26 protein-coding genes are annotated in these 25,421 nt (G+C 31.2%); 13 read left to right on the top strand and 13 right to left on the bottom strand.

Annotation, left to right across the window (positions count from 1 at the left end; translation table 11 throughout):
• Positions 1-75 precede the first annotated feature (75 nt).
• Both folE and fliI read left to right on the top strand, forming a co-directional pair.
• Positions 76-648 (top strand): GTP cyclohydrolase I FolE, encoded by a 573-nt coding sequence (gene folE, locus AJ881_RS05420; protein WP_002880936.1) that lies wholly within the window; start codon positions 76-78, stop codon positions 646-648.
• Complete coding sequence (gene fliI / locus AJ881_RS05415; RefSeq protein WP_002854283.1) at positions 648-2,033, top strand: flagellar protein export ATPase FliI; 1,386 nt, start codon at positions 648-650, stop codon at positions 2,031-2,033. The genes folE and fliI overlap by 1 nt, the downstream gene beginning before the upstream one ends.
• Before the next feature lie 2 nt (positions 2,034-2,035).
• Here fliI and purF read toward each other — a convergent pair whose 3' ends face one another.
• The 5 genes from purF to AJ881_RS05390 all read right to left on the bottom strand — a co-directional run bounded on the left by purF (position 2,036) and on the right by AJ881_RS05390 (position 6,956).
• The gene (purF, locus tag AJ881_RS05410; RefSeq protein ID WP_002870672.1) at positions 2,036-3,373 is read right to left on the bottom strand and encodes an amidophosphoribosyltransferase; all 1,338 of its coding nucleotides are present in this window, start codon (positions 3,371-3,373) and stop codon (positions 2,036-2,038) included.
• Between the two features lies 1 nt (position 3,374).
• Positions 3,375-4,103: a 4-hydroxy-tetrahydrodipicolinate reductase gene (gene dapB / locus AJ881_RS05405; RefSeq protein WP_002870671.1), complete on the bottom strand. Its 729-nt coding sequence runs from the start codon at positions 4,101-4,103 to the stop codon at positions 3,375-3,377.
• Positions 4,104-4,165: 62 nt separating this feature from the next.
• Positions 4,166-5,347: a replication-associated recombination protein A gene (locus AJ881_RS05400; protein WP_002861008.1), complete on the bottom strand. Its 1,182-nt coding sequence runs from the start codon at positions 5,345-5,347 to the stop codon at positions 4,166-4,168.
• Positions 5,347-6,474 carry a hypothetical protein gene (locus AJ881_RS05395; protein WP_070282897.1) on the bottom strand — a complete coding sequence of 376 codons (1,128 nt, stop codon included), beginning with the start codon at positions 6,472-6,474 and terminating at the stop codon, positions 5,347-5,349. Before AJ881_RS05395 ends, AJ881_RS05400 begins: the two co-directional genes overlap by 1 nt.
• A 134-nt stretch (positions 6,475-6,608) precedes the next feature.
• Positions 6,609-6,956 (bottom strand): hypothetical protein, encoded by a 348-nt coding sequence (locus AJ881_RS05390; protein ID WP_002851849.1) that lies wholly within the window; start codon positions 6,954-6,956, stop codon positions 6,609-6,611.
• A 317-nt stretch (positions 6,957-7,273) separates the two neighbouring features.
• Between AJ881_RS05390 and AJ881_RS05385 the strand changes: the two genes are divergently transcribed.
• The 10 genes from AJ881_RS05385 (at position 7,274) to AJ881_RS05340 (ending at position 18,949) form a co-directional block, all read left to right on the top strand.
• Positions 7,274-8,620, top strand: coding sequence for a CitMHS family transporter (locus AJ881_RS05385; protein WP_044778726.1), 1,347 nt, complete (start codon positions 7,274-7,276; stop codon positions 8,618-8,620).
• A 182-nt stretch (positions 8,621-8,802) separates the two neighbouring features.
• Positions 8,803-10,800, top strand: coding sequence for an OPT family oligopeptide transporter (locus AJ881_RS05380; RefSeq protein ID WP_083259460.1), 1,998 nt, complete (start codon positions 8,803-8,805; stop codon positions 10,798-10,800).
• A gap of 73 nt (positions 10,801-10,873) precedes the next feature.
• Positions 10,874-11,677: an undecaprenyl-diphosphate phosphatase gene (locus AJ881_RS05375; protein ID WP_052949949.1), complete on the top strand. Its 804-nt coding sequence runs from the start codon at positions 10,874-10,876 to the stop codon at positions 11,675-11,677.
• Between the two features lie 130 nt (positions 11,678-11,807).
• Positions 11,808-13,616: a threonine--tRNA ligase gene (gene thrS / locus AJ881_RS05370; RefSeq protein WP_070282894.1), complete on the top strand. Its 1,809-nt coding sequence runs from the start codon at positions 11,808-11,810 to the stop codon at positions 13,614-13,616.
• Positions 13,613-14,131 (top strand): translation initiation factor IF-3, encoded by a 519-nt coding sequence (gene infC, locus AJ881_RS05365; RefSeq protein ID WP_002851726.1) that lies wholly within the window; start codon positions 13,613-13,615, stop codon positions 14,129-14,131. Before thrS ends, infC begins: the two co-directional genes overlap by 4 nt.
• Before the next feature lie 38 nt (positions 14,132-14,169).
• Positions 14,170-15,261 carry a DNA adenine methylase gene (locus tag AJ881_RS05360; protein ID WP_044778732.1) on the top strand — a complete coding sequence of 364 codons (1,092 nt, stop codon included), beginning with the start codon at positions 14,170-14,172 and terminating at the stop codon, positions 15,259-15,261.
• A 163-nt stretch (positions 15,262-15,424) separates the two neighbouring features.
• Entirely contained in the window at positions 15,425-16,453 is a 1,029-nt protein-coding gene (gene argC, locus AJ881_RS05355) for an N-acetyl-gamma-glutamyl-phosphate reductase (protein ID WP_052949953.1), read from the top strand.
• 9 nt (positions 16,454-16,462) lie between these two features.
• Positions 16,463-16,909, top strand: coding sequence for a GNAT family N-acetyltransferase (locus tag AJ881_RS05350; RefSeq protein WP_070282892.1), 447 nt, complete (start codon positions 16,463-16,465; stop codon positions 16,907-16,909).
• Between the two features lie 3 nt (positions 16,910-16,912).
• Positions 16,913-17,758, top strand: a complete 846-nt coding sequence (gene argB / locus AJ881_RS05345; protein WP_079860559.1) for an acetylglutamate kinase — start codon at positions 16,913-16,915, stop codon at positions 17,756-17,758.
• 3 nt (positions 17,759-17,761) lie between these two features.
• A complete protein-coding gene (locus AJ881_RS05340) occupies positions 17,762-18,949 on the top strand; it encodes an aspartate aminotransferase family protein (RefSeq protein WP_079860558.1) in 1,188 nt (395 codons plus the stop codon).
• Between the two features lie 19 nt (positions 18,950-18,968).
• Here AJ881_RS05340 and AJ881_RS05335 read toward each other — a convergent pair whose 3' ends face one another.
• Complete coding sequence (locus AJ881_RS05335) at positions 18,969-19,598, bottom strand: protein-L-isoaspartate(D-aspartate) O-methyltransferase (RefSeq protein ID WP_002861021.1); 630 nt, start codon at positions 19,596-19,598, stop codon at positions 18,969-18,971.
• Positions 19,599-19,686: 88 nt separating this feature from the next.
• Between AJ881_RS05335 and AJ881_RS05330 the strand changes: the two genes are divergently transcribed.
• On the top strand, positions 19,687-20,235 hold the full coding sequence (locus tag AJ881_RS05330) for a gamma carbonic anhydrase family protein (RefSeq protein WP_002861022.1): 549 nt from the start codon (positions 19,687-19,689) through the stop codon (positions 20,233-20,235).
• Here the strand turns inward: AJ881_RS05330 and AJ881_RS05325 are convergent.
• The 7 genes from AJ881_RS05325 to AJ881_RS05295 all read right to left on the bottom strand — a co-directional run bounded on the left by AJ881_RS05325 (position 20,204) and on the right by AJ881_RS05295 (position 25,363).
• Positions 20,204-21,577 carry a nicotinate phosphoribosyltransferase gene (locus AJ881_RS05325; protein ID WP_072223578.1) on the bottom strand — a complete coding sequence of 458 codons (1,374 nt, stop codon included), beginning with the start codon at positions 21,575-21,577 and terminating at the stop codon, positions 20,204-20,206. The genes AJ881_RS05330 and AJ881_RS05325 overlap by 32 nt on opposite strands.
• Positions 21,564-22,586: a ribonucleotide-diphosphate reductase subunit beta gene (locus AJ881_RS05320; RefSeq protein ID WP_002851758.1), complete on the bottom strand. Its 1,023-nt coding sequence runs from the start codon at positions 22,584-22,586 to the stop codon at positions 21,564-21,566. Before AJ881_RS05320 ends, AJ881_RS05325 begins: the two co-directional genes overlap by 14 nt.
• A 14-nt stretch (positions 22,587-22,600) precedes the next feature.
• Positions 22,601-23,011, bottom strand: coding sequence for an RDD family protein (locus AJ881_RS05315; protein ID WP_002870659.1), 411 nt, complete (start codon positions 23,009-23,011; stop codon positions 22,601-22,603).
• The gene (pyrE, locus tag AJ881_RS05310) at positions 23,012-23,620 is read right to left on the bottom strand and encodes an orotate phosphoribosyltransferase (RefSeq protein ID WP_002854423.1); all 609 of its coding nucleotides are present in this window, start codon (positions 23,618-23,620) and stop codon (positions 23,012-23,014) included.
• A 2-nt stretch (positions 23,621-23,622) separates the two neighbouring features.
• Positions 23,623-24,186 carry a ribosome recycling factor gene (gene frr / locus AJ881_RS05305; protein ID WP_079264242.1) on the bottom strand — a complete coding sequence of 188 codons (564 nt, stop codon included), beginning with the start codon at positions 24,184-24,186 and terminating at the stop codon, positions 23,623-23,625.
• Positions 24,187-24,195: 9 nt separating this feature from the next.
• Positions 24,196-24,564, bottom strand: coding sequence for a preprotein translocase subunit SecG (gene secG, locus AJ881_RS05300; protein WP_002870657.1), 369 nt, complete (start codon positions 24,562-24,564; stop codon positions 24,196-24,198).
• Positions 24,565-24,667: 103 nt separating this feature from the next.
• On the bottom strand, positions 24,668-25,363 hold the full coding sequence (locus tag AJ881_RS05295; RefSeq protein WP_002851668.1) for a Bax inhibitor-1/YccA family protein: 696 nt from the start codon (positions 25,361-25,363) through the stop codon (positions 24,668-24,670).
• Between the last annotated feature and the right edge of the window lie 58 nt (positions 25,364-25,421).

The raw sequence follows: 25,421 nt of genomic DNA, 5'->3' as shown, positions 1-25,421 counted from the left end.
ATTTTAAAGTAATTTATGATAAAATTGCAATATTACATTATTATTAAAATAATAAAAATATTTTTGGAGAAAAGTTTGCAAAAAAAATTTGAAGATTGTGTTAAAACTATGCTTGAAATTATAGGAGAAAATCCAAATCGTGAAGGACTGATTAAAACACCAAATCGTGTTTTTAAAGCTTATGAATTTCTTACTAGTGGTTATACGCAAAATGTCAAAGATATTTTAAATAATGCTTTATTTGAAAGCTCTAATAATGAAATGGTTTTGGTGCGTGATATAGAATTTTACAGTCTTTGCGAACATCATCTTTTACCTTTTTTTGGGCGTGCTCATGTAGCCTATATCCCTAATAAAAAAGTAGTAGGTTTAAGCAAAATTCCACGCCTTGTAGAAGTGTTTGCAAGAAGACTTCAAATTCAAGAACAACTTACCGAACAAATTGCACAAGCTTTAATGGAAAATGTCGATGCAAAAGGTGTGGGTGTAGTCATAGAAGCAAGGCATATGTGTGTTGAAATGCGTGGAGTACAAAAAGCTAATTCCACTACTACAACTTCAGCTTTGCGTGGAATTTTCTTGAAAAATGAAAAAACCAGAGAGGAATTTTTTTCTCTCATAAACTCTGCTAAACAGGTAAGATTTTAATGAATCTTGAAAAACTACGCTCCAAACTTGGTAAAGAAAATTTAAGTGCTATTTTTGGAGAGATTACAAAAATTTCTGCTACAAGCATAGAAATTCGTGGGCTTAAAACAGGGGTTGGAGATATAGTGAAGTTAGTTTCCAATGAAAATGAAAATTTAAACACTCTAGCTATGGTTGTAGAAATCAAAGAACAATTTAGCTATTTAAGCCCTTTTTCTTTTATAGAAGGTTTTAAAATAGGCGATCGTGCTTTCATAAGTGATGCAGGTATGCAAATAGGCGTTAGCGATGAACTTTTAGGCAGGGTAGTAGATCCTTTTATGCGTCCAAAAGATGGTAAAGGAGCTATAGAAGTAAGTAAATATATGCCTATAATGCGTGCACCTATTGATGCGATGAAAAGAGGACTTATAGAAGAAGTTTTTCCCGTAGGTGTTAAAACCATAGACGCGCTTTTAACTTGTGGTGTAGGGCAAAAACTTGGTATTTTTGCAGGAAGTGGGGTAGGAAAATCCACTCTTATGGGAATGATAGTTAAAAATTCCAAAGCTCCTATAAAAGTAGTAGCACTCATAGGAGAAAGGGGGCGTGAAATTCCTGAATTTATACAAAAAAATTTAGGTGGAAAGCTTGATGATACAGTGATTATTGTTGCTACAAGCGATGATAGTGCTTTGATGCGTAAATACGGTGCTTTTTGTGCAATGAGTGTAGCAGAATACTTTAAAGAACAAGGTAAAGATGTGCTTTTTATCATGGATAGTGTAACGCGTTTTGCTATGGCGCAAAGAGAAATAGGACTAGCTCTTGGGGAGCCTCCTACAACCAAAGGTTATCCGCCAAGTGTTTTAAGTCTTTTGCCTCAACTCATGGAAAGAACGGGTAAAGAAGAAGGTAAAGGCACTATAACAGCCTTTTTTACCGTTTTAGTAGATGGAGATGATATGAGTGATCCAATCGCCGATCAAAGTCGTTCTATCTTAGATGGACACATTGTTTTAAGTCGTGAATTAACAGACTTTGGAATTTATCCTCCTATCAATATACAAAACTCCGCTTCAAGGGTAATGAGCGATATTATAAGTCCTGAGCATAAACTTTGGGCAAGAAAATTTAAGCGTTTAAACTCGCTTTTAAAAGAAAATGAAGTATTGCTTCGCATCGGTGCCTATCAAAAAGGAAGTGATAAAGAACTTGATGAAGCTATTTCTAAAAAAGAATTTATGCAAAAATTCTTAGGGCAAAATCCTGAAGAAAGCTTCGAATTTAATCAAACTTTAGAGCTTTTAAGTCAAATTGATACACCAAATACTCCTTTGCCACCAACTCAAAATATAAATGTAGGAAGTGCAAGTGCAACCTTGCCTAATCCTAACTTAAAATAAAATTATTTAATAAAATAATCCCCATCAAAACTGATTAAAGAATATTTCCTTTCATCGCCTATGCTTTGGGTTAATTCTTCTATGCTTAAAAAACTTAGCGTATCGGCTTCTACATATTCACGCACTTCTTCAGCGTTTTTATTTGCGCTGATAAGTTCTTCAAAAGTTGGAGTATCTATACCATAAGTATCAGGAAATTTGATCTCAGGACAAGCTATGGCAAGATGGATTTTGCTCGCTCCTGCAGCACGCAGTAAAGAAATGATTTTTTTAGAAGTAGTGCCACGCACCAAACTATCATCAATGACTACGATTTCTTTGCCTTCTAAAACTTTACGCATAGGGTTAAGCTTTAGTTTTACTTTTAAATTTCTAAGCTCTTGAGTTGGCTCTATAAAAGTTCTTCCTACATAATGATTTCTTACTATTGCCATTTCAAGAGGGATTTGTAAATATTGCGCAAAACCTATAGCTGCACTTACTCCACTATCTGGCACAGGCACGACAAAGTCTGCTTTATAAACAAATTTTTTAGCTAAAGCTTCGCCCATTTTTTTACGCACTTCATACACGCTTTTACCTTCTACTATGCTATCAGGTCTAGCAAAATAAATGTATTCAAAAGCACAAATTCTAGGAGTTTGAGAAAAAAGTTCTATACTTTCAAATTTATCATTTCCTTGAGTAAAAATAAGCATTTCTCCTGGTTTAACATCACGAATAAATTCAGCCTCTATAAGATCAAAAGCACAAGTTTCACTAGCAACTATATAGCCTCCATCTTTTAAACGTCCTAAAGATAAAGGACGTACTCCATGAGGATCTCTTACAACATAAAGTTTATCTTTGCTTGCTAAAACAAAACAATAAGCCCCTATACATTCTTTTAAACTCTCAATAAATCTATCTTTTAAGCTTTCTTGCTTACTTCTTGCGATAAGATGGACAACATTTTCTGTATCCATATTGGTTTGAAAAATAGCCCCATCTTGAATAAGTCTTGATCTTACCTCTTCTTTATTAACTAAATTTCCATTATGCGCTAAAGCAATATCACCTAAAACCGAAGTAGCTGCTATGGGCTGAGCATCATTTAAACTTGAATTTCCTGCTGTAGAATAGCGATTATGCCCTATAGCGATTTCACCTTCTAAAGTTTTTAGATTATCAGGATTAAAAATTTGACTCACTTCACCTTTAGCTTTAATAGTCTTAATATTTTTACCATTGCTTACACTAATACCACTTGCTTCTTGCCCACGGTGTTGCATAGCAAAAAGCGCATAATACGCATAAGTGCTAGCATTTTTTGAATTGATAACTCCTACAACTGCACACATTTTAAATTCCTAAAAAATCATTGATTGAATACATTTTTGCTTCTTGCTTACTAAGCCAAATAGCGATTTTAATCGCACCTTTAGCAAAAGTCGCCCTTGAAGTAGCGGTATGATTAAGTTCTAAAAATTCCCCATCTTCATAAAAACCTACTGTATGGCGTCCTACTATATCGCCACCCCTTAAACTCATCACAGAAATTTCATCTTTGCTTCTTTCACCTATAATGCCATCTCTTCCACTTACTCTTACTTTTTCAAGTTCTAAATTTCTAGCTTTTGCTACACTTTGGGCTAAAGTCATAGCCGTACCACTTGGTGCATCTTTTTTATGGCGATGATGCATTTCTAAAATTTCTATATCAAAATTTCTTAGCATTTGACTGGCTTTACTAGCAAGATAGTTTAAAACTGCAACACCTAAAGACATATTGGTCGCATAAAAAATCGGCATCACTTCACTAGCACTTTGCATCAAATGTAAAATTTTCTCATCAAGTCCTGTTGTACCTATTACCAAAGGTTTAGGCATAGTTCTTGCATAATTTAAAAGCTCATGAGTTCCACTTGGGGAAGAAAAATCAATAATCACATCGCTTTTTTCAAAAAGCTCTTCTAAATTTCCACCCTTATCATAAAGTATCGAAATTTGTGCTTGCGTTTCGCTTTTTAAACATTCTTCAATTTGTTTTCCCATGCGTCCTTTAGCGCCATAAATTCCTATTTTAATCATCTTTTTCCTTGAAAATAAAATATTGATTTTAGCATTTATTTTGTAAATTTTAAATAATAAAATTAAGCTTTATAATTTTTTAATTTATATAAATTATCTAACAATTTTGCTTCTTCTCCTAAGCCCTTGCTATGATAAAATTTTAAATTTTTACTAAGATATTTTTGCTCTACCCAGCCACCAAAATCATGCGGATAAAGATAGTTTTGTTTTTCTTGATGATTGTTGTTAAGATAATTAGGTATTTCTAAAGCTTCATTATTTTTTACATAGTTTAAAGCTTCATTGATAGCTTTGTAGCTTGCATTGGATTTGATTGTGCTTGCTAAATAAACTACGCATTGGGCTAGGATAATTCTTGCTTCAGGATAACCTATATTTTTAACAGCCTCTAGAGTCGAAACCGCTAAATTTAGAGCATTTGGATCGGCATTTCCGACATCTTCACTTGAAAAAATCACCAAACGCCTAGCGATAAAATCCGCACTTTCTCCTGCATCAATAAGTCTTGCAAGATAATAAATAGCTGCATCAACGTCACTTCCGCGTAAACTTTTTATCATTGCACTTGCTAAAATATAATGTGTATCTTTTGAGCTAACACCTTCACTATTTATAGTGTTGCGAAGTTTTTTAAGATTTTCAAGACTGATATGTTTTTCATCCAAAACCAAGACAAATTCAAGCAAATTTAGCATAGCTCTTGCATCAGCACTTTTAAGTAGAAAATCTTTAGCTTCTTTATCAATACTAAATTTCATTTTTTCTTGTACACGCAAAAGTAAAGTTTCAAGTTCCTTTACCCCTAAAGATTTAAATTCAAAAAGCATGGAACGGCTTCTTATACCAGAACTTAAAACAAAATAGGGATTTTCAGTGCTTGCGCCGATTAAAATTAAACGGTAATTTTCCATAGGAATTAAAAGCATTTCTTGTTGGGTTTTGCTAAGGCGGTGAATTTCATCAATAAAAATTAAAGGCTTATAAAGACTATTTTTATAATTATCTAAAATTTTTCTTAGTTCTTCGAGTTTAAAATTTCCTCCATCAAATTCATAAAAATCTAAGCCAAATTCTTTGGCTACAACTCTAGCAAAAGTTGTTTTTCCAGAACCTGCGGTTCCAAAAAAAATACTATGAGGAAGTTTTTGTAAAGCAGTAAATTTTTTGAAAATTTCTATAAGCTCATATTGTCCTAAAATATCATCAAAATTTTCAGGGCGAAAGGTTAAAGCTAGGCTCATTAATTTAAATCCATATTTGAAAATTTACTACCATTAATTTTTAGCTGAGGATTAGCTAAGCTATCATAAGATAAATTTAGAAAAAAGTTATTATTTTCTTTTAAAAAATATTGATTTAAACCTCCATAATCCTTTGTCCAAGGAAAAATTTCATCTGGCTCATCTGAACTGATAACTTGTAATTTTGCTTGATAAGAGTTGTTAATATTTAAATTGCCTTGTAGACTGATATTTTGTTTATTTTTTTCAAGGATTAAATTTTGTATTTTTAGATCAAGATTTTTTTGAATAAAATGAGAGATATTGAAATTTGAGTTAAGAAATTTATTTATGGTTATATTAAATTTTGTTTTGTCAAAATTCAAATTCTGACCCAATAAAGATTTAAGATCAATATCAATTTCATTGGATTTTCCTTGTATGTTTAAGTTTATTGCTGAATTTTCTTCATTAAAATTTACTTGGTTTTTACTATAAAAAGAATTGATTTTATTGTTGTCTAGCACAAGATAATCAAAGTTGATCTCTTGTTGGCTATCGCTAAATAAATTTAACTCATAAAATTGTACAGGATTGTTAAAAAATTGTTCGTAATTTAAATTTTGCAATACAAATTTAGTATAAAATTGAGAAAAATCAATCATATCAAAATGTATTTTAATGTTTTTAATTTCTAAATTTTTATTCATTAAAGCTTCAATATATCCGCCGTTTATTATGGTATCTCCGCCTTCATTGCTTAAATTTATATCTTTAATATTTAGAAATATTTTAGAGTTGTTATCGTGTAATTTGAGAGTAAAAGTTCCTAATTTATTGTTTTTTAACACTTCATCTAAAAAATCAAAAGGATTTGTAAAATTTCCTTTTATAATTTTATCTAAGAAAAAATAATTATTAAATTTAAGGTTGATTTTGGTTGAAAGCTGTGTATGAGAGTGATTTAAAGTAAAGCTTCCTTTAGAGGTTAAAAAACCTTTTTTGAAGTAAATATCTGTAATTGTATAATCAGGATTGCTGTTTTTAATAAATTTATTAAATAAAAGTTCGTTAGTGTATCCTATATAAAATATATGAATAATAAAACCTAATATAAAACAAAAAACAATAAAAATCCATTTTTTCATTATTTGCCTTAGATGAAAATATAAGTGTTATTTTATAAATTGCTTGTTAAAAAAGAGTTTAAATTTTTATTTAAGGGTGATGAAGTAGTTTAGTAAAGAATGATTTTTATAAATCCCTTGTTAAGGGATTTATATTAATAAGCTTTTTTATAACATTGAATTTCAATTTTTCTAGCTACTGGAATAGCCTGAGTATTTGGCGTAGCAGGTGTTCCATAAGAAATTTTACTTTCTAAAAAATTTCCAACCTGTAAATCTTTAAAAGTTCCATCTTTATCTGTTCCAAAAATACCACAATCATCCATTTCTATTTCGGTATTTGGTAGAACTTTTATAGCCATTTGTCCGCCATAAATAGAGTCAATAAGCAAGGTTTTATTGTTATCATAAATTTGTGCAATAGTACCTTCAAGTTTTAGACTATCTGCAAAAAGCATTGAGCTAGCTAAAAGTGCTGATGCGAATAAAATACTTTTTTTCATAATTATTTCTCCTTCAATGTAAAGTGATAACATTATAAACTTTTTAAGTGAAGTGAATGTGAAGTTAAAATTTTGACTTTTTAGTTTTGATAATATTATGCAACTTATTATATTTTGACCATCGTTACTTTTAGTTGTAAATTTAAAAGAGTGAATACTTTATCAAAAATAATTCAAAATTATTTTTTTATTCTTGTTTAAAATGGTTACATTAAAAAATATATTTTTTCCAAAAAGCTATAATTTTAAACACATATAAGTTGGACTTAAAATATCCTATTTTATTATCGAATAAAAATGATACAAAAGGATAGGATATGGAAATTTTTTTAGCTTTATTGGGTTTTTTCTCATTAGGATTGATAGTTTGGCTTTTGCTAAAAGATTATACTACTCCAGCATTAGCTTTTATAAGTGTAAGTATTAGTGTAGCTTGTATTTTACTTATTCTTGAACAACTTGGTTTTGGCGTGGGTGCAGCTTTAGGGGTTAAAGGAGGTGTTTTTGATATTAAAACATTGGTTGCTTTTATTAAAGATGGAGTCAAAAGCGTAACGGATACGGCAGCTTTGTTTGTTTTTTCTATACTCTTTTTTAGTGTTTTAAATGCAAGTGGTTTTTTTACTAAAATTTTAAATGCATTTTTATCAAAAATGAAAGCTAATGTATATCAAGTTTGCATTCTTACTGTTTTTATTGCTGCTGCTGTGCATTTAGATGGTTCAGGTGCTTCTACTTTTCTTATTGTAATACCTGCATTATTACCTATTTATGAGCGTTTAGGTATAAGAAAGACTTCAATGTTATTGATTATTACTTCGGCTATGGGGGTTATGAATGTTATTCCTTGGGGTGGTCCTACTTTAAGAGCGGCTACTAATATAGGAATGGATGCAAATTTGCTTTGGCACCATATTATACCTATTCAGATTGTAGGTTTGGTATTATCCCTTCTTTTGGCAATTTGGATTGCTAAGATAGAAATAAAAAGAGGTGCAGGCGCAGGTAACTTGTCTGGAATAAATTTAAATATAGAAAAAAGCGAACACCATAATGAAAAATGGTTTTGGTTAAATTTACTTGTAGCTATTGGGGTTATTGGGCTTTTAATTAGCGGTATTATTCCTAGTTATATTTGCTTTATGATAGGACTTGCAATAATTTTACCGCTTAATTATCCTAATTTAAAAACAGCTAAAAAAGTTTTAGATCGTGCAAGTGCTGGTGCAATGCTTATGTATATTACTTTAATTGGTGCTGGGATATTAATAGGCGTATTTGATAAAAGTGGTATTATGGAGAAAATGGGTATTTTGATTTTAAATTTTGTTCCAGATTATTTAGGCGCTTATATTCCTTTGATGGTAGGGATATTGGCTGTTCCAATGGCAATTATTTTTTGTACAGATTCTTATTTTTATGGAGTGATGCCTATAGTTTTGAGCGTAACTAAGGCTTTTGGCGCTGAACCTTTGACTATAGCTATTATCATGGTGATAGCAAGAAATTGTGCGACATTTATTTCTCCTGTTGTGCCTGCAACTTTGCTAGGTTGTGGTTTAGCAGAGGTTAATATTAAAGATCATATCAAAAGAAGCTTTTTTTATATATGGGGTATAAGTATTATTTGTTTGATTTTTGCTGAGGTAGCTGGGATAATATAATTAAAATAAAAGAACTTTTGATTTTTCAATGATTGGTTCATTGTTTTATGATATTTTTGAGTCAAAAATTTATAAAAATATAAGCGTTTTTTTGTATTATTTTATTTTGCTTTAGAGAAAAATTATAAATTTAAACTTATAAGAATATTTTTTAAGTTGAAAGTAAATTTTAAAACGGAGAAATGATGTACAAAAAACAAAATTTACCAGAACTTACCTTAAGGGGTTTGATTTTGGGAAGCATTTTAACTATTATTTTTACAGCTTCAAATGTATATTTGGGGTTAAAAGTGGGACTTACTTTTTCATCATCAATTCCAGCTGTGGTCATCTCCATGGCGGTTTTGAGTCTTTTTAAGACTTCAAATATTTTAGAAAATAATATGGTTCAAACTCAAGCTTCAGCAGCAGGAACTTTATCATCAGTTATTTTTGTTATCCCAGGGCTTTTTATGTGTGGATATTGGAGTGAATTTCCACTTTGGCAAACTTTTATGATATGTCTTTGTGGTGGCGGACTTGGAGTGCTTTTTACTATACCATTAAGAAAGGCTATGGTGGTTGAAAGCAAACTTGCTTATCCTGAAGGTAGAGCCGCAGCTGAAATTTTAAAAGTAGCCAATAAAGATCAGAGCAATAAAAAAGGAAAACAAGGTATTAAAGAAATAGCATTAGGCTCTTTTATAGCTGCTATTTTTAGTTTATTAAGCAATGGTTTTAAACTCGCTGCAAGTGAGAGTAATTTTGCTTTTATTTGGAATAAAATGGTTTTTGGTTTTTCTATGGGATATTCTTTGGCACTTTTAGGAGCGGGTTATTTAGTTGGTTTAGCAGGTGCTATAGCTCTTTTTGTAGGTATGTTTTTAGCTTGGGGTATTTTTACTCCTTATCTTTCAAATTTTGAATTCGATAGTGCAAAAAATGCCGTAGATTTAGCTTCTAGTGTATGGAGTTCTAAAGTAAGGCTTATAGGAACAGGAGCTATTGCTATAGCAGCGCTTTGGACTTTAATAGAACTTTTAAAACCCGTTATTGAAGGTATTAAAGAAATTGTTAGAAATGTTAAAATTACTAATCAAGAAAAAAATGAAAGAACAAATATAGACCTTTCTTTAAAAAGTATTTTTATACTTTTTGTTTTAATGGTTGTGGGTTTATTTATTACTTTTTATAGTTTTGTTGAAGATGCTAACTTAAGTATTTATTATCAAATGCTATTTTCATTTGTTGGAACTTTAGTTTCTGTTTTAATAGGTTTTTTTGTTGCAGCAGCTTGCGGATATATGGCAGGACTTGTAGGATCTTCTTCTAGTCCTATTTCTGGAATCGGACTTATTGGTGTTATTATTTCTTCTATTGTTTTTTTGGTTTTAGGTGTGGAACTTTTTCAAGATCCTATGCTTTCTAAATTTGCAGTAGCATTAGCTATTTTTACTACTAGTGTTATTTTGGCTACAGCTGCTATTTCGAATGATAATTTACAAGATTTAAAGACAGGGCATTTAGTCGGAGCTACTCCTTGGAAGCAACAAGTTGCTTTACTTGTAGGCTGTATTTTTGGTGCTTTGGCTATAGTTCCTGTTTTAAATTTGCTTTATCAAGCCTATGGTTTTGTTGGAGCAATGCCAAGAGAAGGTATGGATGCTTCATCGGCTTTAGCAGCACCGCAAGCGAATTTAATGAGTACTATCGCTCAAGGAATTTTTCATCACAATATAGAGTGGGGTTATATGGCTTTTGGTGTATTTGTAGGAATTTTAATGATTATTATAGATAAAATTTTAAGAAGAACACAGAAAATGTCTTTGCCACCTTTAGCCGTTGGAATAGGTATTTACCTTCCGCCTGCTGTAAATATACCTTTAGTTATAGGTGGAATTTTAAAATATATTGTAATGCAATACTTGACTAAAAAATATGCAAAAAATTCTCATAAAGAAGAAAAACTTGCAAGTTGTGAGCAAAGAGGCACGCTTTTTGCTTCAGGGCTTATAGTGGGTGAAAGTATTTTTGGGGTAATTATCGCAGGAATTACTGTATTTTCAGTAAGTATGGGTGGTAGTGAAAATCCTTTAGCTTTAAATTTAGTAAATTTTCATGATAGCGAGCTTTTCGCACTTATCTTTTTTGTGGGAGTTGTATTATATTTTATTAAGCGTATTGTTAAAAAAGATGCTTAATTTTTGGGGTTAAAACCCCATTTAATCCATTCTGATATAATTTTTCTTTTGCAATTATCATTCAAGGATTAAAATGGAAAATTTATATGCTTTAATACTTGGAATTATAGAAGGTCTGACTGAGTTTTTACCTGTTTCTTCAACAGGACATATGATTTTAGGTACGACTATTTTAGGTATTGATATAGATGAGTTTTGGAAAAGTTTTTTGATTATTATCCAGCTTGGTTCTATTTTGGCGGTAATTTTTGTATTTTGGCGTAAATTGTTTCAAGGGCTTGATATTTGGTTAAAACTTGCAGTGGGATTTTTTCCTACTGGAGTTATAGGGCTTTTTGTGGCAAAATACTTAAATGCTTTATTTAATGGTTGGGTTGTGGTTGGAATGCTCATTTTTGGTGGTGTTGTGCTTATTCTTATAGAACTTGCGCACAAAAATAAACAATATCGTATCAATTCTTTAGAAGAAATAAGCTTTAAACAAGCTTTTTGTATAGGTATTTTTCAATCTTTAGCCATGATTCCTGGAACTTCAAGAAGTGGAGCAAGTATTATTGGTGGGCTTTTGTTAGGATTTAATAGAAAAGTGGCTGCTGAATTTAGTTTTTTGCTTGCCATTCCAACGATGATTATTGCTACAGCTTATAGTATTTATAAAGAGCCTGAATTACTGAGTAACGCAAATTCTTTAATTCCTTTAGGCATAGGTTTTATCACTGCTTTTGTCGTTGCGGTTTTAGTTATAAAATTTTTCTTAAAATTTATTTCTAAATTTAATTTTATCCCTTTTGGAATTTATCGCATTATTTTGGGGCTTATTTTCTTTTATGTGTATTATAGTGGGATTTTAAATGCTGGAAGTGAATTTAAGCTATAAATAAATATTAAATTTATTCTAAGATTTTTTTAAAAATAAGCTGAATTTCAAAAATAATTAAGTCTTAGAAAGTTAAAATTAGAACTTTATAAACACTCACAGGGTAAGTGAGTGACAAAGGGTTAAAAATATGGAAAAAGAAGTTATTGCGTATTTGGATAATGAGACAATAATTGACTCTCAAAGTGTGAAAGATACAAATTTAAAAGAAATTTATTTTGATAATTCTAAAGAAAGTTTAGAAGTAATCCGCCATTCTTGTGCACACTTAATGGCGCAGGCGATTAAGAGCTTGTATCCTGAAGCTAAATTTTTCGTTGGTCCTGTTATAGAAGATGGATTTTATTATGATTTTCGTGTAGAAAGTAAGATTGGCGAAGAAGATTTAGTAAAAATTGAAAAAAAGATGAAAGAACTTGCTGAAGCAAAGATTGAAATTTCAAAATATGAAATCACAAAAAGCGAAGCTTTGGCTAAATTTCAAAATGATGATTTAAAACAAGAAGTTTTATTGCGTATTCCTGATGGAGCTGTAAGTATTTATAAACAAGGTGAATTTGAAGATTTGTGTCGTGGTCCTCATGTGCCAAATACGAAATTTTTACGCTTTTTTAAACTCACTCGTGTTGCAGGAGCGTATTTGGGTGGCGATGAAAAAAGAGAAATGCTTACTCGAATTTATGGAACTGCTTTTGCAGATAAGGAAAGTTTAAAAGAGTATTTAACCATTATCGAAGAAGCTAAAAAACGCGATCATAGAAAGCTTGGAACAGAGCTTAAGCTTTTTACTTTTGATGATGAGATCGGAGGAGGTCTTCCTATCTGGTTAAGTAATGGTGCAAGACTTAGATCTAAACTTGAACACATGCTTTATAAGATCCATCGTTTGCGTGGTTATGAACCTGTGCGTGGGCCTGAACTTTTAAAAGCAGATGCATGGAAAATCAGTGGGCATTATGCAAACTATAAAGAAAATATGTATTTTACACAAATTGATGAACAAGAATATGGCATTAAGCCTATGAACTGTGTGGGGCATATTAAAATTTATCAAAATGATGTAAGAAGTTATCGTGATTTGCCTTTGAAATTTTTTGAATATGGCGTGGTGCATCGTCATGAAAAAAGTGGGGTTTTGCACGGACTTTTTAGAGTGAGAGAATTCACTCAAGATGATGCACATATTTTTTGTATGCCAAGTCAGATTAAAGAGCAGGTTTTAGAAATTTTAGCTTTTGTGGATAATTTGATGAAATTATTTGATTTTAGCTATGAGATGGAAATTTCAACTAAACCTGAAAAAGCCATAGGTAATGATGAAATTTGGGAAGTAGCAACTAAGGCTTTAAAAGAAGCTTTAGATGAACAAGGTTTAAAATACGGTATTGACGAAGGTGGTGGGGCTTTTTATGGGCCAAAGATTGATATTAAAATCACCGATGCTTTAAAAAGAAAGTGGCAATGCGGAACCATACAAGTAGATTTTAACCTGCCAAGTCGTTTTAAACTTGAATACACTGATAGTGATAATGAAAAAAAACAACCTGTAATGTTGCATCGTGCGATTTTAGGTTCTTTTGAAAGATTTATAGGAATTTTAACCGAGCATTGTGCGGGTGAGTTTCCATTTTTTATCGCACCAACTGCGGTGGGTATAGTGCCAATAGGCGAAGCACATATTGCTTACGCAAAAGAAATTCAAAAAGAATTATTAGAGCTTAATATTGATAGCGAGGTGTATGAAAAAAATGAGAGTTTAAGTAAGAAAATTCGTATCGCTGAAAAACAAAAATTACCTATGATTTTAGTTTTAGGCGATGATGAGGTGGCAAAGCGTAGCGTTGCTTTAAGAGATAGAAGAGCTAAAGAACAAAAAAATCTTAGCTTGGATGAATTTATTAAATTAGTTAAGGAGAAAATGAGTGAGGTACACTTTTGAGTAAAGAAAAAGAAGTATTGCTCAATGAAGAAATAAGAGCGGATGAAATCAGATGTGTTGGCGATGATGGCAAGGTTTATGGTATTATTAGTAGTGATGAAGCTTTAGAAATTGCAAATCGTTTAGGACTTGATCTTGTAATGATAGCTGCAGATGCTAAGCCACCTGTTTGCAAGATCATGGACTATGGTAAATTCCGTTATCAACAAGAGAAAAAACAAAAAGAAGCAAAGAAAAAACAAAAAGTGATTGATATAAAAGAAATCAAACTTTCTGTAAAAATTGCTCAAAATGATATTAACTACAAGGTAAAACATGCTTTAGAATTTTTAGAACAAGGTAAGCATGTGAGATTTCGTGTGTTCTTAAAAGGACGTGAAATGGCAACTCCTGAAGCAGGTGTAGCTTTGCTTGAAAAAATTTGGACTATGATAGAAAATGAAGCTAATCGTGACAAAGAGCCAAATTTTGAAGGTCGTTATGTAAATATGCTTGTAACTCCAAAAAAAGCTTAATCCACTTTTGTGGATAAGGCTTTTAAAGGTTTTAAATTTTGAAAGAAAATCCTTCTTTTTTAAAAGAGCAAATTATAACTTATCTTGGAAATAAAAGAGCGCTTTTAAGTTTTTTAAATAAGGGCTTTAAGGTAGCTAAAAAAGAACTTGGTAAAGATAAATTTAGTTTTTGTGATATATTTAGTGGCTCAGGTGTTGTAAGTCGTTTTGCAAAAGCACACTCAAATTATATTTTAGCTAATGATTTAGAAGATTATTCAAAACTCATCAATGAGTGTTATCTTGCTAATAAAGACAAAGATTTGCTTCAAAATATAAAAAAGTATTATAAAAAATTAATCCAAAATTTAGGTTTTCAAAAAGGTTTTATCAGTGAGCTTTATGCTCCAAAAGATGATGATGATATTAAAAAAAATGAAAGGGTTTTTTATACTTTTAAAAATGCTTTATATCTTGATACTATGAGACAAAGAATTGAAAATGAAATTCCAAAAGAATTGAGACATTTCTTTATAGCCCCTTTAATTTATGAAGCTAGTGTGCATTCAAATACTAGTGGAGTTTTTAAAGGTTTTTATAAGGGTAAGGATGGTATCGGAAAATTTGGTGGCGAAGGACAAAATGCACTTAAACGCATTAAAGGAGAAATAGAGCTTAAAATGCCTATTTTTTCAAATTTTTCTTGTGAATTTGAAGTGATGCAAAAGGATGCAAGCATGCTTGCAAAAGAACTTGATTTTTTTGATGTGGTTTATCTTGATCCTCCTTATAATCAACATCCTTATAGTTCTAATTATTTTATGTTAAATTTAATCGCAAATTATAAAAAACCTGAAGAAATTTCTAAAATCAGTGGCATTCCAAAAGATTGGAATCGTAGTACTTTTAATAAGTCAAAATTTGCCCAAGACGCTTTATTTGAACTCATTAATGATTTAAAAGCAAGAGTGATTTTACTTTCTTATAATTGTGAAGGTTTTGTAAAAAAAGAAATTTTTTTAAAGCGTTTAAGTACTCTTGGAAAATGTCGGATTTTAGAACAAAAATATAATACTTTTAGAGCTTCTCGCAATCTTAAAAATCGTAATATCCATCTTCATGAACAACTTTATATTTTAGTTAAAAATTAAATTCTTGTTGCTAAAATTATTTTTTATTTTGCATGATTAAATTAATTTTATTTTTTCAGATGTTTTGATTTTCGAGCAATAAAGATAAGGTTGAAGAGAATAATAGTTAAAATTTTTAACTTTTTTTGTTTATAATACTTCCTTTTACATTTAAAGGATAAAGATGAAAATAAAAGTTGGGATTTTAGGAGCGAGTGGTTATGCAGGTAATGAGCTTGTACGCATTTTGCTTAATCATCCCAAAGTTGAAATTTCTTATTTAGGTTCGAGTTCTAGCGTGGGACAAAATTATCAAGATCTTTATCCTAATACCCCTTTAAATTTATGTTTTGAAAATAAAAATTTAGATGAACTTGAACTTGATCTTTTGTTTTTGGCTACTCCGCATGAATTTAGCGCTAAGCTTTTAAATGAGAATTTGTTAAAAAAGATGAAAATCATTGATTTAAGTGCAGATTTTCGTCTTAAAAATCCTAAAGATTATGAGCTTTGGTATAAATTCACTCATCCTAATCAAGAGCTTTTGCAAAATGCAGTTTATGGACTTTGCGAGCTTTATAAAGAAGAGATAAAAAAAGCAAGTTTAGTGGCAAATCCAGGTTGTTATACCACTTGTTCTATCTTAAGTCTTTATCCGCTTTTTAAAGAAAAGATCATTGATTTTAGCTCAGTTATCATTGATGCAAAAAGTGGAGTAAGTGGAGCAGGAAGAAGTGCAAAGGTGGAAAATCTTTTTTGTGAAGTTAATGAAAATATCAAAGCTTATGGTTTGGCTTCACACCGTCATACTCCTGAAATTGAAGAACATTTAAGCTATGCAGCCAAAGAGAAAATCACTTTACAATTTACCCCTCATCTTGTACCTATGCAAAGAGGAATTTTAATCAGTGCTTATGCAAATTTAAAAGAGAATTTGCAAGAACAAGATATACGCGATATTTATACAAAATACTATCAAAACAATAAATTTATAAGGCTTTTACCGCCGCAGTCGTTTCCGCAGACTCGGTGGGTTAAATCAAGCAATTTTGCGGATATCAATGTTAGTATAGATCAACGCACAAGGCGTGTTATTGTGCTTGGTGCTATTGATAATTTAATCAAAGGTGCAGCAGGACAAGCTGTTCAAAATATGAATTTAATGTTTGATTTTGATGAAGATGAAGGACTTAAATTCTTTGCAAATTTGTAAAGGATAAAAATGATAATACGAGCTATGCAAAAAAGCGATTATGAAGTCGTTTATAAGCTTTGGTGCGAGATAAAAGGCTTTGGGATAAGAAGCATTGATGATAGCAAAGAAAATATAGAAAATTTTTTAGATAGAAACCCAAATCTTAGCGTTGTAGCAGTGATTGATGAAGAAATTGTAGGAAGTATACTTTGCGGGCATGATGGACGTACAGGGGGATTTTATCATGTATGTGTACATAAAGATCATAGAAAAAAGGGTATAGCACACGAGATGACGAATTTTTGTCTTGAGGCTTTAAAAGCTCAAAAGATCAATAAAATCGCCTTAATCGCTTTTAAAAACAATGATTTGGGCAATGAGTTTTGGAAACATTATGGTTTTACTTTAAGAGAAGATGCGAATTATTACGATCTTTCTTTAAACGAGTATAATCAAACTAGCTTTAATGCTTAAGGAATGATCATGCAAAAATATTTAGAAAAAGCTAATGTCTTAATCGAAGCTTTGCCTTATATACGCAAATTTAATTCCAAGATTATACTTATAAAATACGGTGGATCAGCTATGGAATATGAAGAGCTAAAGCATTGCGTGATGCAAGATATAGCTCTTTTAAAACTCGTGGGTTTAAAGCCTATCATCGTACATGGTGGAGGAAAAGATATTTCTGCTATGTGTGAAAAATTAGGCGTAAAGAGTGAGTTTAAAAACGGTCTTAGGGTTAGTGATAAAGCCACTACTGAAGTAGCCAGTATGGTTTTAAATCATATCAATAAAAATTTAGTCCATAGTTTACAAAATTTAGGAGTTAAAGCCATAGGGCTTTGTGGTAAAGATGGTGCACTTTTAGAATGTGTGAAAAAAGATGTAAATTTAGCTTTTGTTGGCACGATACAAAAGGTAAATTCGAAAATTTTAGAAGAGCTTTTGGAAAAAGATTTTTTACCTATCATTGCTCCTATTGGTATGGATGAGGATTTTAATACTTATAATATCAACGCTGATGACGCAGCTTGTGCGATTGCTAAGGCTTTAAGGGCTGAAAAACTTGCTTTTTTAACGGATACTGCAGGGCTTTATGAGGATTTTAATGATAAAAATTCTTTAATTTCTAAAATCAGTCTTGAACAGGCTAAAATTTTAGCTCCTAAAATAGAAGGTGGTATGCATGTAAAATTAAAATCTTGCATTGATGCTTGTGAAAATGGAGTCAAAAAAGTACATATTTTAGATGGACGCGTGAAGCATTCTTTGTTGCTTGAGTTTTTTACCGATGAAGGTATAGGCACTTTGGTGGGTTAAAGGATGAAAATGGATTATAAAGAACAAAGTCATATTATCCCTACTTATAAGCGTTTTGATATAGTTTTAGAAAAAGGGCAAGGGGTTTATCTTTTTGATGATAAGGCTAAAAAATATCTTGATTTTTCAAGTGGCATAGGTGTTTGTGCTTTAGGATATAATCATGCTAAATTTAATGCTAAAATCAAAGCTCAAGTGGATAAACTTTTACATACTAGCAATTTATATTATAATGAAAACATAGCCGCTGCAGCTAAAAATTTAGCCAAAGCTAGTGCTTTAGAGCGTGTTTTTTTTACAAATTCTGGTACAGAAAGTATAGAAGGAGCGATGAAAACAGCTAGAAAATACGCCTTTAACAAAGGTATTAAGGGTGGACAATTTATCGCTTTTAAGCATTCTTTTCATGGGCGTACTTTAGGGGCTTTATCGCTTACTGCTAATGAAAAATATCAAAAGCCTTTTAAACCTTTAATTTCAGGGGTTAAATTTGCAAAATATAATGATATTTCAAGCGTTGAAAAACTGGTAAATGAAAAAACTTGTGCCATTATCTTAGAAAGCGTACAAGGAGAAGGTGGGATAAATCCTGCAAATAAAGATTTTTACAAAGCCTTAAGAAAGCTTTGCGATGAAAAAGATATATTATTAATCGCTGATGAAATTCAATGTGGTATGGGTAGAAGTGGAAAATTTTTTGCCTATGAGCACGCACAAATTTTGCCTGATATCATGACTTCAGCTAAGGCCTTAGGTTGTGGGCTTAGTGTGGGTGCTTTTGTAATAAATCAAAAAGTAGCAAGCAATTCTTTAGAAGCAGGCGATCATGGTAGCACTTATGGGGGAAATCCTTTGGTTTGTGCAGGAGTGGATGCGGTTTTTGAAATTTTTAAAGAAGAAAAAATTTTAGAAAATGTCAATAAACTCACGCCTTATTTAGAGCAAAGTTTAGATGAGTTGATCAAAGAATTTGATTTTTGTAAAAAACGCAAAGGCTTAGGGTTTATGCAAGGGCTTAGTCTTGATAAAAGTGTAAAAGTGTCCAAGGTCATTCAAAAATGCCAAGAAAATGCACTTTTGCTGATAAGTTGCGGGGAGAATGATTTGAGATTTTTACCTCCTTTGATTTTGCAAAAAGAACATATTGATGAAATGAGTGAAAAGTTAAGAAAGGCTCTAAAGAGTTTTTAATAAATTTTGTAAAAAAAGTTTATTCTTTTCCATCTACTATAGGCACAAATAAACATTCTTCTAAAATTTCTTTTTGTAAATTTGTGCCATTTTTTCTAAGTCGTGTGATGAATTGTTTGCCATTGTGTAAAATAGGAGCGACTAAAATCCCGCCATCGCTTAATTGATCGAGTAAAATTTCAGGAATTTGTGTCGCATAAGCAGAAAATAAAATTCTATCATAAGGAGCATAATTTTTCCAGCCATTTTGTCCATCATCAAATTTTACATTGATATTAAAAAGTTCTAATTCTCTGAAAGTTTGAGCGGCTTTTTTGGCTAAATTTTCTATGCGTTCTATGGTAAAAACACGCCTTATGACTTTGCTTAAAATCGCAGCTTGATAGCCGCTTCCACAACCTATCTCTAAAATACTATCAGCATTTTTAAAATCTAAAGCCATAGTCATTTTAGCTACAGTTAAAGGTGAACTAATCCATTGAGAATTTGCCAAAGGCAAAGCATCAAGGCGATAAGCATGGGCTTTTAAAGGAGAAAAAATTTCACGCGGAATTTGACAAAAAGCATTAAAAAGCTCTTCATTGATAAAAACTTTTTGTGCAATTTCTTCAGCCATATTTTGACATCTTTTTTGTTCAAATGCGTTCATTACTTCTCCTATAAATTTAAATAAAAATTGTAACTAAAAAAGTTGAAATAGAGTTAAACTTAGCTATACTTAAATAAAAAGGAAAAAAATGCTTATAAAATTTAAAAATCATAGTCCCAAACTAGGTCAAAATGTTTTTGTTGCAGAGGGAGCTAAAATCATAGGAGAAATAGAAATAGGAGATGAAAGTAGCATTTGGTTTAATTGTGTTTTAAGAGCTGATGTTAATTTTATAAAAATTGGCAAAAGAACCAATATTCAAGATCTTAGCACGGTGCATGTTTGGCATAGGGAATTTGATGAAAAAGGAAAGTTAAAAGATGCTGGTTTTCCTACAATAATAGGAGATGATGTAACCATAGGACATAATTGCGTTATCCATGCTTGTGTGATAAAAAATCGTGTTTTAATCGGAATGAATGCTGTTGTCATGGATAATGCTTTGATAGAAGAAGATAGCATAGTGGGTGCTGGAAGCGTTGTAACAAAGGGTAAAAAATTTCCGCCACGCTCTTTGATACTTGGAAATCCTGCAAAATTTGTGCGTGAATTAAACGATGAAGAAATAAGCTTTCTAAAACAATCCGCTTTAAATTATGTGGATTTTAAAAACGAGTTTTTAAAAGATCTTCAGTGATATTTTGAAGTTTAGGCGAGAGTTTTACTTCAAATTTCACAAAACGATCAAGATCTAAAAAACTCTCATCGAGTTTTGAGATTTGCTCTTTTGTATAATCTTGAATAGTATTTAAAGATGACTTTTTAAGAAGTCTTTTTTCTTTGTAGACTAATTCTAAAAGTTCTTTGCGTTCTAAATTTTCATCTTGATTTGGGTTTTCGTCAAAAACATAAAGCTCATCAAAAAGGATTTTTTGCGTGTTTTTATCATAAACTCTAAAAAGTTTTTTAAAATGAGGTAGGGTTGATTTTTCGTTATTTTCACTGATTTTTATTTTAGGTTTTATACCTTGATCTTCTAAGGCTGCGAGTTTATAAACACAACTAAAAATAGGATCGCTTGAAGCAGTGATCAATCTTTCGCCTACACCAAAGATATCAATAGGTGCGTTTTGTTCTTTGAGTTTTTTAATGCTCCATTCATCAAGGGCGTTAGAAACTATGATTTTACATTTTTGAAGTCCTGCTTGATCAAGTTCTTGTCTGATTTTCAAACTCAACTCAAGTAAATTTCCAGAATCTATTCTCACACCGCCTTCTTGGATACCAAATTCTTTAAAAACTTTAATTGCATTTTTAAGTCCGCTATTTAGACAATCATAAGTATCAATCAAAAAAACAGGATTTTTTGGATAAATTTTCACATAAGCTTTAAAAGCTTCAAGTTCATTTTCAAACATTTGCACCCAAGAATGTGCCATAGTTCCATTGATAGGGATATTATAAATTTTTCCTGCTAAAGTACAAGCACTTCCTATGCAACCTCCTATAAAAGCTGCTCTTGCCCCTTTTAAGGCCGCTTCACTTCCTTGTGCTCTGCGTGAGCCAAATTCTAAAATTTTACTGTTTTTAGCTGCACGCACGATACGATTGGTTTTGGTAGCAATAAGGCTTTGGTGGTTTAAACTTAAAAGTAAAAAAGTTTCTAAAAGCTGTGCTTCTATGGTTGTAGCTTTGATACATAGCAAAGGTTCGTTTGGAAAAATCACTTCTCCTTCACGCATAGCATAAATTTCACCTTTAAATTTAAAGTTAGCTAAAAAATCTAAAAATTCTGTATCAAAAATACCTTGTTTTCTTAAAAATTCTATATCTTCTGCATCAAAACTCAAATTTTCAACAAAGTCTAAAATATCTTCAAGACCTGCAAAAATAGCAAAAGATCCTGAATCTGGAATTTTTCTAAAAAATATATCAAAATAACAAATTTGATCTTTTTTATTGTTTTTAAAATAGCCTTGAGACATTGTAAATTCATAAAAATCACAAAGCAAGGCTAAAGAAGTTTTAGAAGTCATCAAAGCTTATACTACCCTTAGAATAATTCGTTACTTTACTTTCAAAGAAATTGCTCTTTTGATCGTTAAATTTTGAAAAATCATCTACCCATTTAATAGGATGTTTTGCATTGTATAGCTTGTCTAAATTGATTGCGCTTAATCTTTGATCTACAAGATAATGGATATATTCTTCTATGATATCATCAGTAAAGCCCATGATTTGATTTTGAGTGATGTATTTACCCCATTTGATCTCAAGATCTCCAGCTTTTTTAAACATATCATAAATTTTATTGATATTTTCATCATGGAACAAATCAGGTCTTTCTTTGCGTACTGAATTGATCATATTTTGAAATAATAAAAGATGTGTGATTTCATCTCTTTGGATAAAGCGGATCATTTGTGCTGAACCTAGCATTTTTCCTGCACGTGCAAGTGCGTAAATAGCAGTAAAACCACTATAAAAATATACTCCTTCTAAAATTTGATTTGCCACCATAGCCAAAAGAAGTTTATTATCATCTACATCGCCTGCTAATTCTTCATAAATGCTTGAAATAAAGTCATTTTTTTCACGCAAAGTTTCATCATGCTTTTCCATTTCATAAATCAAATCTGTATTATCGCAAATCGCTTCTACCATAACAGCGTAAGATTTTGAATGGTTTGCCTCTTCATAAGCTTGGCGTGCTAAAACCGCATTGATTTCAGGAGCTGTGATGTAAGGGTTAATATTATCTGCTAAATTATTGGTTTGAAAACTATCCATAGAAATAAGCTGACTCCAAACTAAATCATACATTCTTTTTTCACCTGCGGTTAAATTACAGCGATAATCAAGTGCATCTTTAGTTGTATCCACTTCTTTTGGAAACCAAGTATTTGCCTCCATTAAATCCCAAAGTTTTAAAGCCCAAGTATATTTTGCCTTAGTGAAATTTAAAATTCCATGTGGGTTACCATCAAAAACTTTACGATCTCCTAGGGTTTCGTTTGAGCTTGGATTGTAAATTCTTTTTCTTTGCATTTTTTAACCTTTCTTTATGCTTTGGTGGCTATACAACTTTGAGTTAAAATATCATGTAAATTTAAACGATCTTTTCTTACAAAACTGACAAATAAACCAAAGAGTAAGCCAAAACTTATAATAAATATCACATATCTTAGTAAAATTCTAAGAAAACTTAGTTTCTTTCCCGTTTTTATATCAATAAGATATAAATCATATGCTTTAAGACCTGGGCTTTGTGCCTTTTTTGTTAAAAAAATAGCTTGAATCAAACCAAATAAAAAAGTACATAAAGTTGTGATAAAATGGTTGTTTAAAAAAGCTTCTTTAGAGCCTAATATAAAATAAAATAAATATAAAATAGGAACATAAATAAGAAAAATATCTATAAGCAAAGCTCTAAATCTTAACCATCTAGAGCTAATTTTTGCTTTAGTTTTCATTTAATTTCCACGACTTCCTGGTTTTATGGCTTTGCTCCCTTTTTTACAAAGCGGACAATTTGTTTCATCATAAATTTCAAATTCAAAATTTCCTAGAGTAAAGAGTGGTAAATTTTCAGGTAATTTCGCATTATCTTTTCTTGGAGATTTTAGATTTTCTACCGCACAAAAACCGCGATTTGCCAATGCTGCAAAACCTACAACAATGCCACCTAAACTTTCAATGATTTTTGCACTCTCTAAAGCACTACCACCTGTAGTAATGATATCTTCACAAATTATAAATTTTTCACCCTTTTTTACTTCAAAACCACGTCTTAAAGTCATTTCTTTATTTACTCTTTCAGTAAAGATAAAACGTTTACTACAAGCTCTTGCAAGCTCATAACCTGCTAAAATTCCACCTAAAGCAGGAGAGCAAATGCTATCAAATTCTATCTTATAGCTTGCAATAATCTTTGCAAGTTCATCACAAAGTTTTGCTGCTAATTTTGGATCCTCTAAAACTTTTGCACTTTGAAGATAAAACTGCGAATGTTTACCTGAACTTAGTAAAAAATGCCCTTCTAAATAAGCACCACAATCTTTATAAATTTGCTCTAAATTCATCGTTAAACCTTTAAAAGTTCACTTTCTTTGCTTTTTACACTCTCATCAATTTTTATTGTGTAGGCGTTGGTAAGTTTTTGCACTTCATCATAAGCTTTTTTTGCTTCATCTTCGCTTATTGCCTTATCTTTTTCTAGTTTTTTAACTGCATCGTTGGCATCTTTGCGTATATTTCTTATAGAAACTTTTGCCTTTTCACCCATAGCTTTAGCTTGTTTTACATTTTCTTCTCTTTGCTCTCTAGTCATCGGAGGGAAAAATAATTTTACACTTTCGCCATCATTGTTTGGATTGACACCGATATTTGCAGCTGCAATAGCGCTTTCTATGGTTTTTAGTAAAGGTTTTTCCCAAGGAGTGATGCTAATAGTTGAAGCATCGCTTGCTAAAACAGTTGCTACTTGATTTAAAGGAGTTTGAGTTCCATAATAATCCACTGTAATATGATCTAAAATATGGGTATTAACTTTTCCAGTTCTTAAAGTGGTGAAGTCTTTTTTTAAGGCTTCTAAAGATTTTTCACTTTGGGTTTTTTGTTTGTTAAAAATTTCACTTAGCATTATCATTTCCTTTAATTATTTACTTGAATTAACATCGCTTGGAAGTTGTGGTGCACTTGGAGCGATAGAATTTGTGTTTGGGGTAGCAGGTGCAATAGGAGCACTTGGAATAGTAGTGTTGTTTTCTACTTTAATTTTTTCTGCTAGAGAGTCCTTGCTAGCTTTATTGTATAAATAACCAAGACCAATAGTATTTGCAATAAGTAAAATTCCCATAATAAAGGTAAATTTTGCTAAAAATCCAGCCGGTCCTTTGGCGCCAAATAAACTTTCATTGCTTCCACTATAAGCTCCAAGTCCTATACTTGAACTTTTTTGAAGTAAAACTGCTATACAAATAACTACAACGATGATAAATTGTAAAATGATTAAAAGAGTGATCATTGAAAATTCCTAAAAGTTAATTTTTAAATGATTATTTTAGCTAAATAAAACTTGAAAAGTTTTGAAACTTGATAAGTTTTTGTGAGAAAAATCCCACAAAAACTTATCTGCTATTGAAGCTTCTTAAGATATTAAGTAAAGATACGAAAAGATTAACAAAATCAAGATAAAGTGCTACTGCACCTTCGATTGGAGTTTCATAATTTCCGCGGATAATATTTTGCGTATCATAAAGAATGTAAAATGAAAATAATATTGCAGCTACTGCTGAAATAGCTAGATTAACTATACTGCTTTGGAAGAAAAGGTTTAGTAAAGATGCTGCTACAATAACGATTAATACTATAAATAAAGCTTTGCCCATAACAGTAAAATCTTTTTTTGTATTCATAGCAAATACACTAAGTCCTGCAAAAGCAACCGTTGTTAAAGCAAAAGCTTGAGCGATGATAATTCCTCCAGCTGGTAGAGCTAAAACTGAAATAAGTAAAGGTGTAAGTGTTAAACCTGAGCAGAAAGTAAAACCAAAAAGTAAAACAAGATTTAATGGAGCCTCTCTTTTTTTCCATTGCAAAGCAAATAAAAGTCCGATTTCAACAGCAAAAAGGATCCAAAAAGTTACTTGTGATTGTATAAAAAATGATGCTAAAGCAAAAATTCCTACATATGCACCTACTGTTGCAGCTAATAATGAAGCAGCAAAAAGTTGATAAGTTTGTTTAATAAAAATACTTAATTCGCTTGAGCGTGTATTTTCAAATTCTTTTGATCTTGAGTAGTCTCTATCATAAAGACTCATAAAATTCTCCTTGCAAAATTGTTAGATTTTTTAAAATCTTGAGCGAAATCTAACATAT

The sequence above is a fragment of the Campylobacter sp. BCW_6460 genome (assembly GCF_001762705.1).
Taxonomy (GTDB): Bacteria; Campylobacterota; Campylobacteria; order Campylobacterales; family Campylobacteraceae; genus Campylobacter_D; species Campylobacter_D jejuni.
The sequence above is the reverse complement of the archived record's forward strand: the minus strand, read 5'-3'. Positions and strand labels throughout refer to the sequence as shown.